Genomic DNA, 14,293 nt, shown 5'->3' on the forward strand with positions numbered 1-14,293 from the left:
CAGTAAAATCGCTGCATGTCTGCAGAATCTGCGCCTATCAACTTGACGCACCACTTCCTGATTGCCATGCCCGGCCTGGAAGATGAGTCGTTTTCGCGCAGCGTTGTCTACCTGTGCGAGCATAGCGAGCGTGGCGCGCTCGGTCTGATTATCAACAAGCCCTCCAAGCTCAGCCTGCAAGGCCTGCTGCAAAAAGTGGATTTGGGTCTCAAGCGCGATGATTTGCGCGACCAGCAGGTCTTTACCGGTGGCCCGGTGCAGACCGATCGCGGCTTTGTGCTGCATGAGCCCATGGTCATCGAAGGCGCACCCGAGAACGAATCGGCCTATGCCTCGACCATGACCATTCCAGGCGGTCTGGAGATGACCACGTCCAAGGATGTGCTCGAAGCCCTGTCGGACGGTGCCGGCCCCAGGCGCGTGCTGGTCACGCTGGGCTATTCCTCCTGGGATGAGGGCCAGCTCGAATCCGAGATCGGCGAAAACGCCTGGCTGACCGTGGAAGCCGACCCCGAGGTGATCTTCAGCACCCCGGTGGACGAGCGCTATGACCGCGCTCTGGGCCTGCTGGGTTTGCAGCGCTGGATGTTGTCCCCAGAGTCGGGTCGCGCATGAACGATATTTCCTCTTCCAACAAGGCCGCCGATGCGGCCTTTTCCTCGACTTTTTCCTCGGCCGAAAATGCGGCTGCCAGGCCTGCAGCAGCGCCCGCACCGCAAAAGCCGGAGGTTCCGGCCCATTTCCAGCAGTTCCTGGGCTTTGACTTCGGCATCAAGCGCACGGGTTGCGCCTCGGGCAACCGCGTGCTGGGCGGCGCCAACCCGCTGCCCACCATCAAGGCCGAAGCGGCGGATGCACGTCTGGCCGCGGTGGAAAAGCTGATCCGCGAGTGGCAGCCCAATGCCCTGGTGATAGGCGTGCCCTACCACCCCGATGGCGCGGCGCACGAGAACACGGCCCGGGCCCTGAAATTCGGCCGCCAGCTCAGAAGTCGCTTCAAGCTGCCGGTGTACGAGGTGGACGAACGCTACAGCACGACCGAAGCCCTGGCGGGTGGCGCACGCGACGCCGACGCGGCTTCGGCCTGCATCATTCTTGAACAGTTTTTGAGGAGTCTCCCATGAGTGAAACCATTGCAGGTCAGGGCAGCCTGATCCTGGACGCCGAAGCCCTGTATAGCGAGCTGCTGCGCGGCGTGCAGCGCATCATGGGCCCCAATACCCGTCTGGCGGGCATCACCTCGGGCGGTGCCTGGCTGGTCGAGCGCCTGCACAAGGATCTGAACCTCAAGGGCAAGCCCAGCGTGCTGTCTTCCTCGCTGCACCGCGACGATTTTGCCCAGCGCGGCATGGCTTCCAGCGCCCAGACCCAGATCGCCTTCGATGTGAACGGCGCCGATGTGCTGGTGCTCGACGATGTGCTCTACACCGGCCGCACCGTGCGCGCCGTGCTCAACGAACTCTATGACTACGGCCGTCCCGCCAGCGTGCGACTGGCCGTTCTGGTGGACCGGGGAGGGCGCGAGCTGCCCATCCAGGCCGACTTTGCCGCAGCGCGCGTGGCGCTGCCGGCCGACCGTTCCCTGGCGCTGGCGCGCGACGAGAGCGGTGTTTTCCACTTCCGCATTCAAGAGGCCTGATCGTGCTGTACAAGCGCAACCCCCAACTCAACAAGAACGGCGAGCTGATTCACCTGCTCTCCACCGAAGGCCTGTCCAAGGACATCCTAACCCAGATTCTCGACACGGCCAGCAACTTCGTCAGCGTCAACGACCGTGAAGTCAAGAAGGTGCCGCTGTTGCGCGGCAAGAGCGTGTTCAATCTGTTCTTCGAGAACAGCACGCGTACCCGCACCACCTTCGAGATTGCGGCCAAGCGCCTGTCGGCCGACGTCTTCAACCTGGACATCGCGCGCAGCTCGGCCAGCAAGGGCGAGACCCTGCTGGACACCATCGACAACCTCTCGGCCATGGCGGCCGACATCTTTGTCGTGCGCCACAGCGAGTCGGGGGCTCCCTATCTGATTGCCAAACATGTGGCGCCCCATGTGCATGTGGTCAATGCCGGCGACGGCCGCCATGCCCACCCCACCCAGGGTCTGCTGGACATGTACACCATCCGCCACTACAAGCAGGATTTCTCCAATCTGCGCGTGGCCATCGTGGGCGACGTGCTGCACTCGCGCGTGGCGCGCTCGGACATCCACGCCCTGACCACACTCGGCGCTGCCGAGGTGCGCGTGGTCGGTCCGCGTACCCTGGTGCCCTCGGACATGGCCAGCATGGGTGTGCGCGTCTTCCACAATCTGGAGGAAGGCATCAAGGACTGCGACGTCATCATCATGCTGCGTCTGCAGAACGAGCGCATGAGTGGCGCGCTGCTGCCTTCGAGCCAGGAATACTTCAAGAGCTTCGGCCTGACCGAAAAGCGCCTGGAGCTGGCCAAGCCCGATGCCATCGTCATGCACCCCGGCCCCATCAACCGCGGCGTGGAGATCGACTCCGCCGTGGTGGATGGCCCGCAGGCCGTGATCCTGTCGCAGGTGACCTTCGGTATCGCCGTGCGCATGGCGGTCATGTCGATCGTCGCGGGTAACGAAGCCTGATGGAACATCAGGCCATCCCCCTGAGCGGCTGGGCCGCTTCCCCCTTCTCTCGCAGCGCTGCTGCGGGAAGGGGGACGACGCCCTCGCCGCGAGGCGGCTCTTGCTTGGCGTCTCATGCGACAGCGGGCCGGTACACAGGGCAGGGTGGCATTGGGTTCAATATGTTTTTTGTAGCTTCTAGCGCTTGTGTGGCAAGGGCTAGCAGCCAATTTGGTGCCAAACCATGAAGATTCTGATTCGCAATGGCCGGGTGATGGACCCGGCACGAGGTTTCGACCAGCAGGCCGATATCGCCATCGATGGCAGCATGATCGCCGCCATTGGCACGGTGCCCGAAGGTTTTGTGGCCGAGCGTGAAATCGACGCCTCCGGCCAGTGGGTGTTGCCCGGTCTGGTGGACCTGGCCGTGCGCCTGCGCGAGCCCGGTCACGAGCATGAAGGCATGCTGCAGTCCGAGATGGCGGCTGCCGTGGCCGGTGGCGTGACCAGCCTGGTCTGCCCGCCCGATACCGAACCCGTGCTCGACGAGCAGGGTCTGGTGGAAATGCTCAAGTTCCGTGCCGAGAAGCAGCACAAGTCGCGTCTGTTCCCCATGGGCGCGCTGACCGTGGGACTCAAGGGTGAAACGCTGACCGAGATGGCCGAGCTGACCGAGTCCGGCTGCGTGGCCTTCGGCCAGGCGGACGTGCCGCTGTCCAGCATCACCACGCTGAGCCGTGCACTGAGCTACGCCAACACCTTTGGCTATGCCGTGTGGCTGCGCCCGCAGGACAAGGATCTGGGCAGGGGCGTTGCCGCCAGCGGCGCGCTGGCCACCCGCATGGGTCTGGCCGGGGTGTCCGTGGCGGCAGAGACGATTGCGCTGCACACCATCTTCGAGCTGATCCGTGGCTCGCAGACCCGGGTTCACCTGTGCCGCATCTCCAGCGCCGCCGGCGTGGAGCTGGTGCGCCGAGCCAAGGCCGAAGGCCTGAACGTGACCGCCGACGTGTCCATCAACTCGCTGCTGCTGACCGAGAACGATATCGGCTACTTCGACAGCAGCGCCCGTGTGGTGCCCGTGCTGCGCCAGCAGCGCGACCGCGATGCGCTGTCTGCTGCACTCGCGGACGGCACCATCGATGCGCTGGTTTCCGATCACTGCCCGGTGGACGAAGATGCCAAGGTGCTGCCTTTTGCCGAAGCCGAACCCGGTGCGACCGGCGTGGAGCTGCTGCTGTCCATTGCCGTGAAGTGGAGCTGCGACTACAAGGTGCCGCTGAACCGCGCACTGGCGGTCGTGACTTCGGCTCCCGTGGCCGTGCTGGGGAGCGCCCTGGGCGAGCAGCAGTCCCTGCTGGGGCAGCTCAAGGTGGGCGGCGTGGCAGATCTGTGCATCGTCGACCCCGAGGCGGAGTGGACGGTCGATCCCAAGGCGCTGCAAAGCCAGGGCAAGAGCACGCCATTCAACGGCTATGAACTGCCTGCGCGCGTGGTAACGACTATCGTTGACGGCGCTGTCGCTTATCAACGATAGGCTCCCCCTGAGCGGCTTTGCCGCTTCCCCCTCTCTCGATACGTTGCATCGGGAGGGGGACGACACCCTCGGTGCGCGGCGGCGCTTCCTCGGTGCCTCTGACTTTGCATTGCGCCAGTCTTAGGCGCTTGCCGGTTTCAAGTTGCAGCAACTGAGTCACAACGAGCCGCTACACTGTTTGAGAATCATGGCAAACGGCTTGCACAAAATCAAAACCGGCTCGCGTGCGGTATGGCGCGGACTGCGTCTGCTGGCCCATGTGGCCAAGGGCGCCTGGATCGTGGCGTTTCGCTTTCCGCAGCTGCACTACCTGCAGCAGCACGAGCATGTGCAGGCCTGGGCCGCAACGCTGCTGCTGCGGGCCGGGGTGCAACTGCAGGTCAAGGGGCTGCCACCGGCCCAGGGGCCAGTACTCATGGTCAGCAACCATATCTCCTGGCTCGATATTCCGCTGCTGCACGCGGCGCGCCATTGCCGCTTTATCTCCAAATCCGACGTCAAGGGCTGGCCCATCATCGGCACGCTGGCGACGGCTGCAGGCACGCTCTACATCCAGCGCAGCTCGCGCCGCGATGCGGTGCGCATGGTAGGTGCCATGGAAGAGGCCTTCAAGCGCGGCGAAATCCTTGCCGTCTTTCCCGAAGGAACGACGGGCGATGGACGCAGCCTGCTCTCGTTTCACTCCAATCTGCTCGAAGCCGCCGTGCAATGCGATGCGCCGGTACAGCCCGTGGGGCTGCGCTTTGTCGATGGCAAGACAGGCAGCACCAGCTATGCCGCAACCTATGTCGGGGATGAGACCTTGCTGGGCTCCATCTGGCGCGTGCTTTGTTCGGAGCAGCTGATTGCCGTGGTGCACTATGGCGATGCGCAGAGCGCACAAGGGCGCGACCGCCGCGCCTGGGCCAAGGACTTGCACACCGAGGTGGACAGGCTGCGCCAGAACTAGGCGCTGTGCCGGCGCTTTGCGCGCCCAGTCAAACCCTGTAGGCTGCGCGCATGCACGCCAGAGTTTTGCGCTATCTCGATGAAGTGGTTCGCCGCGGCTCCATCCGCAAGGCGGCCGAGCACCTGCATGTGGCTCCCACGGCCGTGAACCGGCAGATTCTCGATCTGGAGGCCGAGCTGGGAGCGCCGCTGTTCGACCGCATCCACAATCGCCTGCGTCTGACGCCTCTGGGTGAGATGGTGCTGACCCATGTGCGAAGCACCTTGCGCGAACATGCAGCGCTGCGCGAGCGCATTGCCGACCTCAAGGGCATGCGGCGTGGCGAGATCACTGTGGCGGCGACGTCGGGCCTGGCGGGCTCCTTGCTGCCATCGCTGGTGCATGACTTTCGCAGCAGCCATCCGGGGATGGTCGTGCGTGTCATCGACCTGCCAACGCAGGCCATTGTGTCTGCCGTGGAGGCCGGAGAGGTGGACCTGGGCCTTGCCTACGATCTCACGCCCAGACCCGGTTTGCGCATGCTGGCAGCCAGCGAATGGCAGATCGGAGCCGTCCTGCCGGTCAAGCACCCGCTGGCCCAGCATTCGTCGCTGCTGCTCAGCGAATGCGTGGGTCATCCGCTGATTCTGCCGGCACCGGCCCTGACCATACGCAGTCTGCTCAACGAAGCCTTCGCGCGCAGTGCCATCGAGGTGACGCCGGTGGCCGAGTCCACCTCCATGGCCTTGATACAGCGCCTGGTCATGCTGGGCGAGGGCATTGCCTTGCTCAACGCTCTGGATGTACTGGAGGAGCTGGATCGCGGCTCGCTGAGCTTCGTGCCTCTGCGCGATGCGCATCTGCAGCGCCAGACCCTGATGCTGTTCGTGCGCAAGGGCGCGGAGCTGAGTGCCGCTGCCGAGCTCATGGCGGCAAGCATCGAATCCGCGCTGGCGAGGCTCTACGCCAGAAAACACTGATTCACTGTCCACATTTTGTGGACATGCTTGGCTGAATTCAGCGCTATCGCGCGCTGGGGTGCCTCTCTAGACTTGCGCTTCTTGTTTAGAGAGGAAGAAACCCATGACCCTGATTGCCCTGAATGCCGACGTACTGGTCACCATGGATGCGCAACGCCGCGAGATCAAGGACGGTGCGCTGGTGGCGGACGGCCCGGCCCTGCTGTGGGTGGGTGCAACGGCCGAGCTGCCGGCGCAATACCGCCGCATGGCCGACGAGGGCCAGGCGCGCGTGCTGGACATGCGCGGCAAGGTCGTGACGCCGGGCCTGGTCAACACCCACCACCACATGTACCAGAGCCTGACGCGTGCCGTGCCGGCCGCCCAGGATGCCGAGCTGTTCTCGTGGCTGCAGAACCTCTACATGCTGTGGTCGCATCTGACGCCCGAGATGATCCATGTCTCGACCCAGACCGCCATGGCCGAGCTCATGCTGTCGGGCTGCACCACGACCAGCGACCATCTGTACCTGTTTCCCAATGGCTCGCGCCTGGACGATTCCATTGCGGCTGCGCAGCAGATGGGCATGCGCTTTCACGCCGCGCGCGGCTCCATGAGCCTGGGCCGCAGCAAGGGCGGCCTGCCACCCGATGTGGTGGTGGAGGAGGAAGAGGCCATCTTGCGCGACAGCCTGCGCCTGATCCAGCAATACCACGACGGCTCGCGCCACTCCATGCTGCGCGTGGTTCTGGCCCCATGTTCGCCGTTCTCGGTGACGCGTGATCTGATGCGCGAATCGGCGGTGCTTGCGCGTGCGCACGGCGTCTCGCTGCACACCCATCTGGCCGAGAACGACAACGACGTGGCCTTCTCGCGCGAGAAGTTCGGCCTGACCCCGGCGCAATACGCCGAGGACCTGGGCTGGGTGGGGCGCGACGTCTGGCATGCGCATTGCGTCAAGCTCGATCCCGAAGGCATTGCGCTGTTTGCGCGCACCGGCACCGGTGTGGCGCACTGTCCATGCTCCAACATGCGCCTGGCATCGGGCATCGCACCCATCCGCAGCATGCGCGATGCCGGCGTGTCCGTGGCCCTGGGGGTGGACGGCAGCGCATCGAACGACGGTGCCCACATGCTGGGCGAGGCGCGCCAGGCCATGCTGCTGCAGCGCGTGGGCTACGGCCCGGCGGCCATGAGTGCCCGAGAGGCGCTGGAGATCGCCACGCTGGGCGGTGCGCGCGTACTCAACCGCGATGACATCGGCGCACTGGCTCCGGGCATGTCTGCCGACTTCGTGGCCTTCGACATGGAAGACGTCGGCTATGCGGGTGCCGGCCACGACCCCGTGGCAGCGCTGGTGTTCTGCACGCCGGCCAATGTGTCCAGCAGCGTCATCAACGGGCGTGTGGTGGTCGAGGACGGGCGTCTGCTGACCGCCGACCTGCCCGTGGTGCTGGGCCAGCACCGCCATCTTGCGCGCAGCCTGTTCGAGCGAGCCGCAGCAGGACATTGAGACTTTTCGGTGACGGCCATCGTGGGTCTATTGCGATGGCCGGACATCGGTGTGAGAGAGATTCCAAGCCTTTGTGGCACTGGAAGAAAAGTGGGCTCGGGACTGGTGTCAGGTGACTTGGAGTGCCAGAAATTCTTTCTCGATGCTGGACAAGCTATACGGCGCCGCGCATGGGCTGTATCGGCAACGGCATATGAGAGCTCCCGGTTGCGTGCTTAGTCTTGTGGCCTTCGCGGGGAAGCCTATTCCCCGGCGATTGCATACCTAAAAAACAGGAGACAAGACCATGGAAAAGCTGCTTTACGGGGTGGAAGACCGTCCGCCCTGCCTCATCACCACCACGCTGCTTTCGCTGCAGCATCTGCTCGCCGCCCTGGGCGGCATCATCGCCGTGCCGCTGGTGTTCGGTGGCGCGCTCAAGCTGCCGGCCGACCAGATCGTGGCCCTGGTCAATGCGGCGCTGCTGGGCTCGGGCATCGTCACCATCATCCAGTGTCGTGGCGTAGGACCTGTCGGCATACGCCTGCCCTGCGTGATGGGTACCAGCTTTGCCTTTGTCGGCGCGGGCATCAGCGTGGGACTGGAGCATGGTGTGCCCGGCATCCTGGGCTCTTCGCTCGTGGGCTCGCTGGTGATGATCGTCGGCAGCTTCTTCATGCCTGTGATCCGTCGCTTCTTTCCGCATACCGTGACCAGCGTGGTTGTGACCATGATCGGGCTGTCGCTCACGCCCGTCGCCGTGGACTGGGCCGCAGGCGGTGTGGGCAGCGGCAGCTATGGCGCCGTGGGCAATCTGGCGATTGCGGGCTTTGTGCTGGCGCTGGTGATCGGCTTTGTGCAATGGGGCAAGGGCGTGATCTCGGCATCGGCCGTGGTTCTGGGCATTGCCTGCGGCTATCTGCTGTGCCTGGCCCTGGGCTTGATCGATTTCACCCAGGTGCGCGAGGCGCCGATCTTCGCGATTCCCCAGCCGCTGCATTTCGGCATGAGCTTTCCGGTATCGGGCATCGTTGCCATGTCCATCGCCTTTCTCGTGACCATTGTCGAGACCACGGGTACTTTCATGGCCCTGGGGGCGGCAACACAGACGCCGATCCGTGGCAAGCGCCTGTCCAGCGGCATGCTCTGCGACGGCGTGGGTTCGGCCTTTGCCGCCTTGATGTCGAGTCCTCCGGTCTCCACCTTCGCGCAGAACGTGGGCGTGGTTTCGCTCACCGGCGTGGCCAGCCGCCATGTGGTGATGCTGACCGGCGTGATGCTGTTGCTGGCCGGTCTGTTTCCGGTGCTGGGAGCGCTGGTCGTGACGATTCCCCAGCCAGTGCTCGGCGGTGCGGGCCTGATGATGTTTGCCATGATCATCCTGGCGGGCATCCGCATGCTCAGCGGCGCAGAGCAGACGCGTCGCAGCGGCCTGATCATTGCAGTCTCGCTGGGCTGCGGTCTGGCCGTGACGGTGCGCCCCGATCTGCTCTCCAAGATGCCTGCCTTTGTGCGCGAGGTGTTCGGCTCGGGTATTACCGTGGGGGCGCTGGTGGCCGTGGGCCTGAATCTGCTGCTGCCGGGGCGTGAGTTCGATGCCCACGAGGAAGAGCTGGAGTCCGCAACGGCAGCCCCGGTTGCAACCAGTTCCGCCGCAGCCTGAAGCGCAGGCCCTGGGCGCTTAAAGCGTCATCTTGCTGTCGATGATGACCTTGCGCCAGCGCGCGAGGTCCTTGACGATGAGGTCGGCAAAGACCTTGGGCGTGCTGGGCATGGGCTGGGCGCCTTCGCTTTGCAGACGCTCGAGGATGGCGGGGCTTCGGAGCGAGGCATTGATCTGCTGATTGATCCTGGCGACCACGTCGGCGGGCATATTGGCAGGACCGACCACGCCATACCATTGGTCGGCCTCAAAGCCGGGCAAGCCTGCTTCGGCCACGGTAGGCACATTGGGTAGTGCAGGGATGCGCTGAGGTGATGAAACGGCAATGGCCTTGATCTGGCCGGAGCGAATTTGGGCCAGCACGGCAGGGATGCCGGTGAACAAGGCCTGAACCTGACCTGCCACCAGGTCATTGACGGCCGGTGCCGTGCCCTTGTAGGGCACATGCTGCATCTTCAGCCCGGCTTGCAGGCTCAGATAGGCCATGGTCATATGCGCGGCACTGCCGTTGCCCCCCGAGCTGAAATTCACTGCGCCCGGGTTGGCCTTGGCGTAGCTGATGAACGATGCCAGATCATTGACCGGCAGCGATGGATGCACGACCAGCACGTTGGGCACACGCGCCACCCAGGCCAGAGGCGTAAAGCTCTTGATAGGGTCGTAAGGCAGCTTGGGGTAGAGCGTGGGGGTAACGGCCAGCGTGCCGACATGACCCATGAGCAGTGTGTAGCCATCGGCACTGGCCTTTGCCACGCGGTCCGCGCCAATGCTGCCGCCTGCGCCGGCGACGTTTTCCGGCACCACGCTTTGGCCCCAGGCGGTCGTCAGCTCATGACCTATGGCGCGACCCAGAATGTCGGCGGAGCCGCCGGGCGTGAACGGAATGACCATGCGTATGGCCTTGCTGGGGTACTTCGAGTCCTGTGCCAGAGCCGTACCGGTCAGACTGCCCAAGGTGGTAGCCGCAGCCCATTGGCTCCATTGGCGACGGTTCAGAGTGAAGGGTTCACGTGCGGTGAAAGCGGGCATATTGTCTCCTGATGATGTTTTGCAGACAGTCTATGAGATGGCGCTCTGCCTGGCTCTGGCGCAGCCGGCATAGCTGCTATGCAGTGACTGCCTGCCAAGCCTTGGACAGGTACAGGCTCGCTACACTGCAGTCATGACTACAAGTACAGACACCCCCGTGAATCGCCCTGACATCACCATTTTTCACAACAGCCGCTGCAGCAATTCGCGCGGCGCGCTGGCGCTGCTGCGCGAGCATGGTATCGAGCCCAATATCGTCGATTACATCGCCACGCCGCTGACGGCGCCAGAGTTGGCAGAGCTGGTGGCACACCTGGGCGTTTCGGTGCGTGACTTGCTGCGTACCAAGGAAGCTCAGTTCAAGGAACTGGGTCTGGACAACGCAGCGGTCAGTGATGTCCAGCTGATTCAGGCCGTGGCTGCGCATCCGGTGCTGCTCAATCGACCCATTGTGGTCACTCCCAAGGGGGCCAAGCTTTGTCGCCCGCCGGAGCTGGTGCTGGAGCTGATCTGAGCGAGGTGGGTTGCAGATTGAAAATGGCCTGAACTCCTTGAGCTGCCGATGCAAGCAGCTTCTGGTTCAGGCGCATTGGTGAATACCGCAAGCGTCTAAGTCTCGCCTAAGTGTGGACGTTCAAACTTCCCTTCAACGACACCGATCCGGTGCTTTTTTGAAAGGATGACCATGAATACAATTCTCTCCACACCCCGCCGATTGGTCATGGCCCTGGTGGCCGCTGGTGCGATCGGCGCACTGGGCGCCACCGGCGCCGGCCTGGTGGGAACCCGCAGCGCGGCCCAGGCGCAGGTGACGCAATCTGCGGCGGTTGCGCAATCCGCAGCCCTTAACCTGCCTGCGGTAAATGCTCCCAATTTTGCAGATATCACGGCGCGCAACGGCGCGGCCGTGGTCAATATCAGCGTGGTGGGCTCCTCTCGCGCCATGAGCGACGATGAAGGCGACCAGACCAGCGAACGTCAGCCACAGGGTCAGGGCATCAGCCCCGATGACCCCTTCCTTGAATTCTTCCGCCAGTTCGGCTTTCCTGGAATGCCGGGCGGGCAGGGCATGGGACCACGTGCGCAGCAGCCCGATACACCCATGCGCGGCCAAGGCTCGGGCTTTATCGTCTCCAGCGACGGCGTGATTCTGACCAATGCCCATGTGGTGCATGGCGCCAAGGAAGTGACGGTCAAGCTCAACGACCGTCGCGAGTTCAGGGCCAAGGTGCTGGGAGCCGATCCCAAGACCGATGTGGCGGTACTCAAGATTGACGCTGCCGGGCTGCCCACGGTCAAGCTGGGCCAGACCAGCCAGCTGCGTGTGGGCGACTGGGTGCTGGCGATCGGCTCGCCCTTCGGCTTTGAGAACAGCGTGACGGCTGGCGTGGTGAGTGCCAAGGGGCGTTCTCTGCCCGATGATTCCTTTGTTCCCTTCCTGCAGACGGATGTGGCGATCAACCCCGGAAACTCTGGTGGCCCGCTGTTCAACGCACAGGGCGAGGTCGTGGGCATCAACAGCCAGATCTACACCCGCTCGGGCGGGTATCAAGGGGTGTCGTTTGCGATTCCCATCGAACTGGCAACCCGTGTGCAACAGCAGATTCAGGCAACGGGCAAGGCCCAGCATGCCAAGCTGGGTGTGAGTGTGCAGGAGGTCAATCAGGCCTTTGCCGATTCCTTCAAGCTGGATAGGCCCGAAGGTGCATTGGTGGCCAGTGTCGAAAAGAATGGCCCTGCTGCCAAGGCCGGACTGGAACCAGGCGATGTGGTGCGCAAGGTGGATGGCAAACCCGTTGTTGGTTCGGGCGACCTGCCGGCCTTTATCGGCCAGGCCTTGCCGGGGCAGAAGGTAACGCTGGAAGTCTGGCGCAAGGGTGAATCCAAGACCCTGAGTGCGACCCTTGGCGATGCCAGTGACAAGGCTGTGAAGGTGGCCAAGTCCTCTGCGGATGCCGACAAGGGAAAGCTGGGGCTGGCTCTGCGCCCCCTGCAGCCTGAGGAGAAAAAGCAGATTGGCGTGGACTCCGGCCTGCTGGTGGCTCAGGCCAGCGGTCCGGCTGCTGCCGCAGGCATCAGCCAGGGTGATGTGCTGCTGTCCATCAACGGCGCACCTGCCGGGAATATCGATGAGGTGCGGGCCGCAGTCGCCAAGGCGGACAAGACCGTGGCCGTGCTGATCTGGCGCGAAGGCAACAAAATCTTTGTGCCGGTGCGCCTGGGCTGAGTTGATCCCTTGCCGTATGAAAGACCGCATCCTTAGGAGTGCGGTTTTTCTTCCCTGCTTTTATTGATTTAAAACAAAAAATATCTGAATAAATGAATATTTGATGGATTTCCACATGATGTTGTCATGTTTCCAGAGGTAACGAGTTTCTAGAGATGTAATGCCATAGACTGCCGGGCCAAAGCATTCATTCGTCTTTTTGACGCCGTGTGGTGGCGATTCGACGTGACCGCAAATACATCGTGACGGCCCTCGGAGCAGGCGCTGCGAGGGGAGGATTTTTTGGATCAGCAACACAGTCTGCAGGTGCAAGGCCTGGGCGCTTCATATGGTCCACGCGTGGTTTTGGCCGAAGTGGATTTCACACTTCCGCAATCAGGCGTAACCGCATTGCTGGGTCCTGCGGGTACAGGAAAATCCACGCTGCTGCGCACGCTGGCCGGACTGAACGCGGTCAATCCGCGTTTTCGCAGCTGGGGGCAGGTGGTCTATGCCGCTCAGCCATTGCACATGCCTTTGAGCGCCGACGGCGTGCAGGCCTTGCCGCGCCTGGTACAGCAGCATGCCCGGCTTATGCGCGCCAGTACCCTGGATGCTCTGATCGAGAAAGCACGTCGGACCGAGCACCGTGCGCCACTGGAGTGGCGTCGGTGGGTGACTGAACAGCTGCAGCACTATGGCTTTGCCGAGCTGGCTCAGGCTCTGGACAAGTCCACCATGCTGTTGAGTGCGGTGCAGCAACGCGCCGTAGCCATTCTGCGCGAGGCCTGGGCCCGGCCTGCGGTGTTGATGGTGGATGAGCCCACGGCCGACCTGGAAGGCTATGAGGCATTTTTGTTGCTGGACTTGATCAAGCAGATCGGCCAGCAGTGCAGTGTGCTGCTCGTCACGCACCATCAGCAGCATGCCCAGGCTGCTGCCCAGCAGATGTTGTTGCTCGCAGGTGGTCATATTCAGGAAGCTGCAGCAATGGCGGTGTTCACTCTGCGGCCGCTCAGTGCCGCCGGTCAGCAATTCCTGCGTACTGGCAGCTGCGCTGTCCCCATGCCGGGTACCCCTTTGAATGAGCTGGCCGACGATGTATTGCCGCCACCTCCCTTGCCTGTCGCAGCCTTGGCGGCCATTGCCGAATTTTCTGACCTGCCGGCATCTTCGGCAGCAGTGAGTGAGGCCGTTACTCCCTTCAAATTGGAACCCGTGCTGCCTGTGCCAACGTCGGTCTCTGCACCTGCACTGCCGCAAGCGGCAGCGGTCGCGGCATCTGGCCTGTCCTCTGCAACCCGCTACCAGCCTCGCATCGTGAATGCGGCTGTGCTGATGGAAATGCAGCCACTGCTGGCTGCTGAAAATGCCATGCCAGCCAGCCGCGGCCCGAACGGATTTTCCTGGCTGGTGCCAGGAAGGCTGGCAGGTACGCCCTGGCCGGGTGTGGTGCACGACATGGACGCCGACCTCAAGGCCCTGAATCGTTGCGGTATCACCATGCTGATCACGCTGACGGAAAAGGACTTCCCGCAGGATGCCTTGGCCCGCAATGGGCTCAAGAACTTTCACCTGCCGGTCTATGACCACGAGCCACCGACAGTGGCACAGATGCAGATGCTGCTGGCACGCATGTCGGTCGCCCTGCGCCGTGGAGAGGTGCTTGCCGTGCACTGTCTTGCAGGATTGGGCCGTACCGGAACCGTGCTTGCCGCCTGGCTGGTGCGCGAGGGCCTGACTGCCGAAGAAGCGCTGCGCCGTGTGCGATTGATTGACGCTCAGTATGTGCAATCCGAGGCACAGGAAGCGCTTCTTTATGAATTCGAAAACGCATTGCTGCAAAAGATGGCGTGATGTTTTCAAGACCACCAAAGCATGGGCGCTGCGGACTGC

The 14,293-nt window shown here is 63.3% G+C and carries 13 protein-coding genes; 12 read left to right on the forward strand and 1 reads right to left on the reverse strand.

Going from position 1 to position 14,293, the window contains the following annotated elements:
• Positions 1-15 precede the first annotated feature (15 nt).
• The 9 genes from ACWGXF_RS13895 (at position 16) to ACWGXF_RS13935 (ending at position 9,162) form a co-directional block, all read left to right on the forward strand.
• Positions 16-615, forward strand: a complete 600-nt coding sequence (locus tag ACWGXF_RS13895; RefSeq protein ID WP_003071169.1) for a YqgE/AlgH family protein — start codon at positions 16-18, stop codon at positions 613-615.
• The gene (gene ruvX / locus ACWGXF_RS13900) at positions 612-1,124 is read left to right on the forward strand and encodes a Holliday junction resolvase RuvX (RefSeq protein WP_034396455.1); all 513 of its coding nucleotides are present in this window, start codon (positions 612-614) and stop codon (positions 1,122-1,124) included. Before ACWGXF_RS13895 ends, ruvX begins: the two co-directional genes overlap by 4 nt.
• Positions 1,121-1,639 (forward strand): bifunctional pyr operon transcriptional regulator/uracil phosphoribosyltransferase PyrR, encoded by a 519-nt coding sequence (gene pyrR, locus ACWGXF_RS13905; protein ID WP_034366447.1) that lies wholly within the window; start codon positions 1,121-1,123, stop codon positions 1,637-1,639. Before ruvX ends, pyrR begins: the two co-directional genes overlap by 4 nt.
• Positions 1,640-1,641: 2 nt before the next feature.
• Positions 1,642-2,604 carry an aspartate carbamoyltransferase catalytic subunit gene (locus tag ACWGXF_RS13910; protein WP_003051536.1) on the forward strand — a complete coding sequence of 321 codons (963 nt, stop codon included), beginning with the start codon at positions 1,642-1,644 and terminating at the stop codon, positions 2,602-2,604.
• A gap of 223 nt (positions 2,605-2,827) precedes the next feature.
• Positions 2,828-4,120 (forward strand): dihydroorotase, encoded by a 1,293-nt coding sequence (locus tag ACWGXF_RS13915; RefSeq protein ID WP_452102044.1) that lies wholly within the window; start codon positions 2,828-2,830, stop codon positions 4,118-4,120.
• Between the two features lie 187 nt (positions 4,121-4,307).
• On the forward strand, positions 4,308-5,069 hold the full coding sequence (locus ACWGXF_RS13920) for a lysophospholipid acyltransferase family protein (protein WP_012839721.1): 762 nt from the start codon (positions 4,308-4,310) through the stop codon (positions 5,067-5,069).
• A 50-nt stretch (positions 5,070-5,119) separates the two neighbouring features.
• Complete coding sequence (locus ACWGXF_RS13925) at positions 5,120-6,028, forward strand: LysR family transcriptional regulator (protein ID WP_034363549.1); 909 nt, start codon at positions 5,120-5,122, stop codon at positions 6,026-6,028.
• Positions 6,029-6,131: 103 nt separating this feature from the next.
• Entirely contained in the window at positions 6,132-7,520 is a 1,389-nt protein-coding gene (locus tag ACWGXF_RS13930) for an 8-oxoguanine deaminase (RefSeq protein WP_003071180.1), read from the forward strand.
• Positions 7,521-7,806: 286 nt separating this feature from the next.
• On the forward strand, positions 7,807-9,162 hold the full coding sequence (locus ACWGXF_RS13935) for a uracil-xanthine permease family protein (protein WP_452102045.1): 1,356 nt from the start codon (positions 7,807-7,809) through the stop codon (positions 9,160-9,162).
• Between the two features lie 18 nt (positions 9,163-9,180).
• Here ACWGXF_RS13935 and ACWGXF_RS13940 read toward each other — a convergent pair whose 3' ends face one another.
• Positions 9,181-10,191 (reverse strand): Bug family tripartite tricarboxylate transporter substrate binding protein, encoded by a 1,011-nt coding sequence (locus tag ACWGXF_RS13940; protein WP_003071183.1) that lies wholly within the window; start codon positions 10,189-10,191, stop codon positions 9,181-9,183.
• Positions 10,192-10,324: 133 nt separating this feature from the next.
• Between ACWGXF_RS13940 and arsC the strand changes: the two genes are divergently transcribed.
• The 3 genes from arsC to ACWGXF_RS13955 all read left to right on the forward strand — a co-directional run bounded on the left by arsC (position 10,325) and on the right by ACWGXF_RS13955 (position 14,254).
• The gene (gene arsC, locus ACWGXF_RS13945) at positions 10,325-10,705 is read left to right on the forward strand and encodes an arsenate reductase (glutaredoxin) (RefSeq protein WP_046461788.1); all 381 of its coding nucleotides are present in this window, start codon (positions 10,325-10,327) and stop codon (positions 10,703-10,705) included.
• Positions 10,706-10,870: 165 nt separating this feature from the next.
• Complete coding sequence (locus ACWGXF_RS13950) at positions 10,871-12,418, forward strand: Do family serine endopeptidase (RefSeq protein WP_370466483.1); 1,548 nt, start codon at positions 10,871-10,873, stop codon at positions 12,416-12,418.
• 282 nt (positions 12,419-12,700) lie between these two features.
• Positions 12,701-14,254, forward strand: a complete 1,554-nt coding sequence (locus tag ACWGXF_RS13955) for a phosphatase domain-containing protein (RefSeq protein WP_256628527.1) — start codon at positions 12,701-12,703, stop codon at positions 14,252-14,254.
• Positions 14,255-14,293: the final 39 nt, after the last annotated feature.

It is taken from the genome of Comamonas sp. HJ-2, assembly GCF_053615495.1.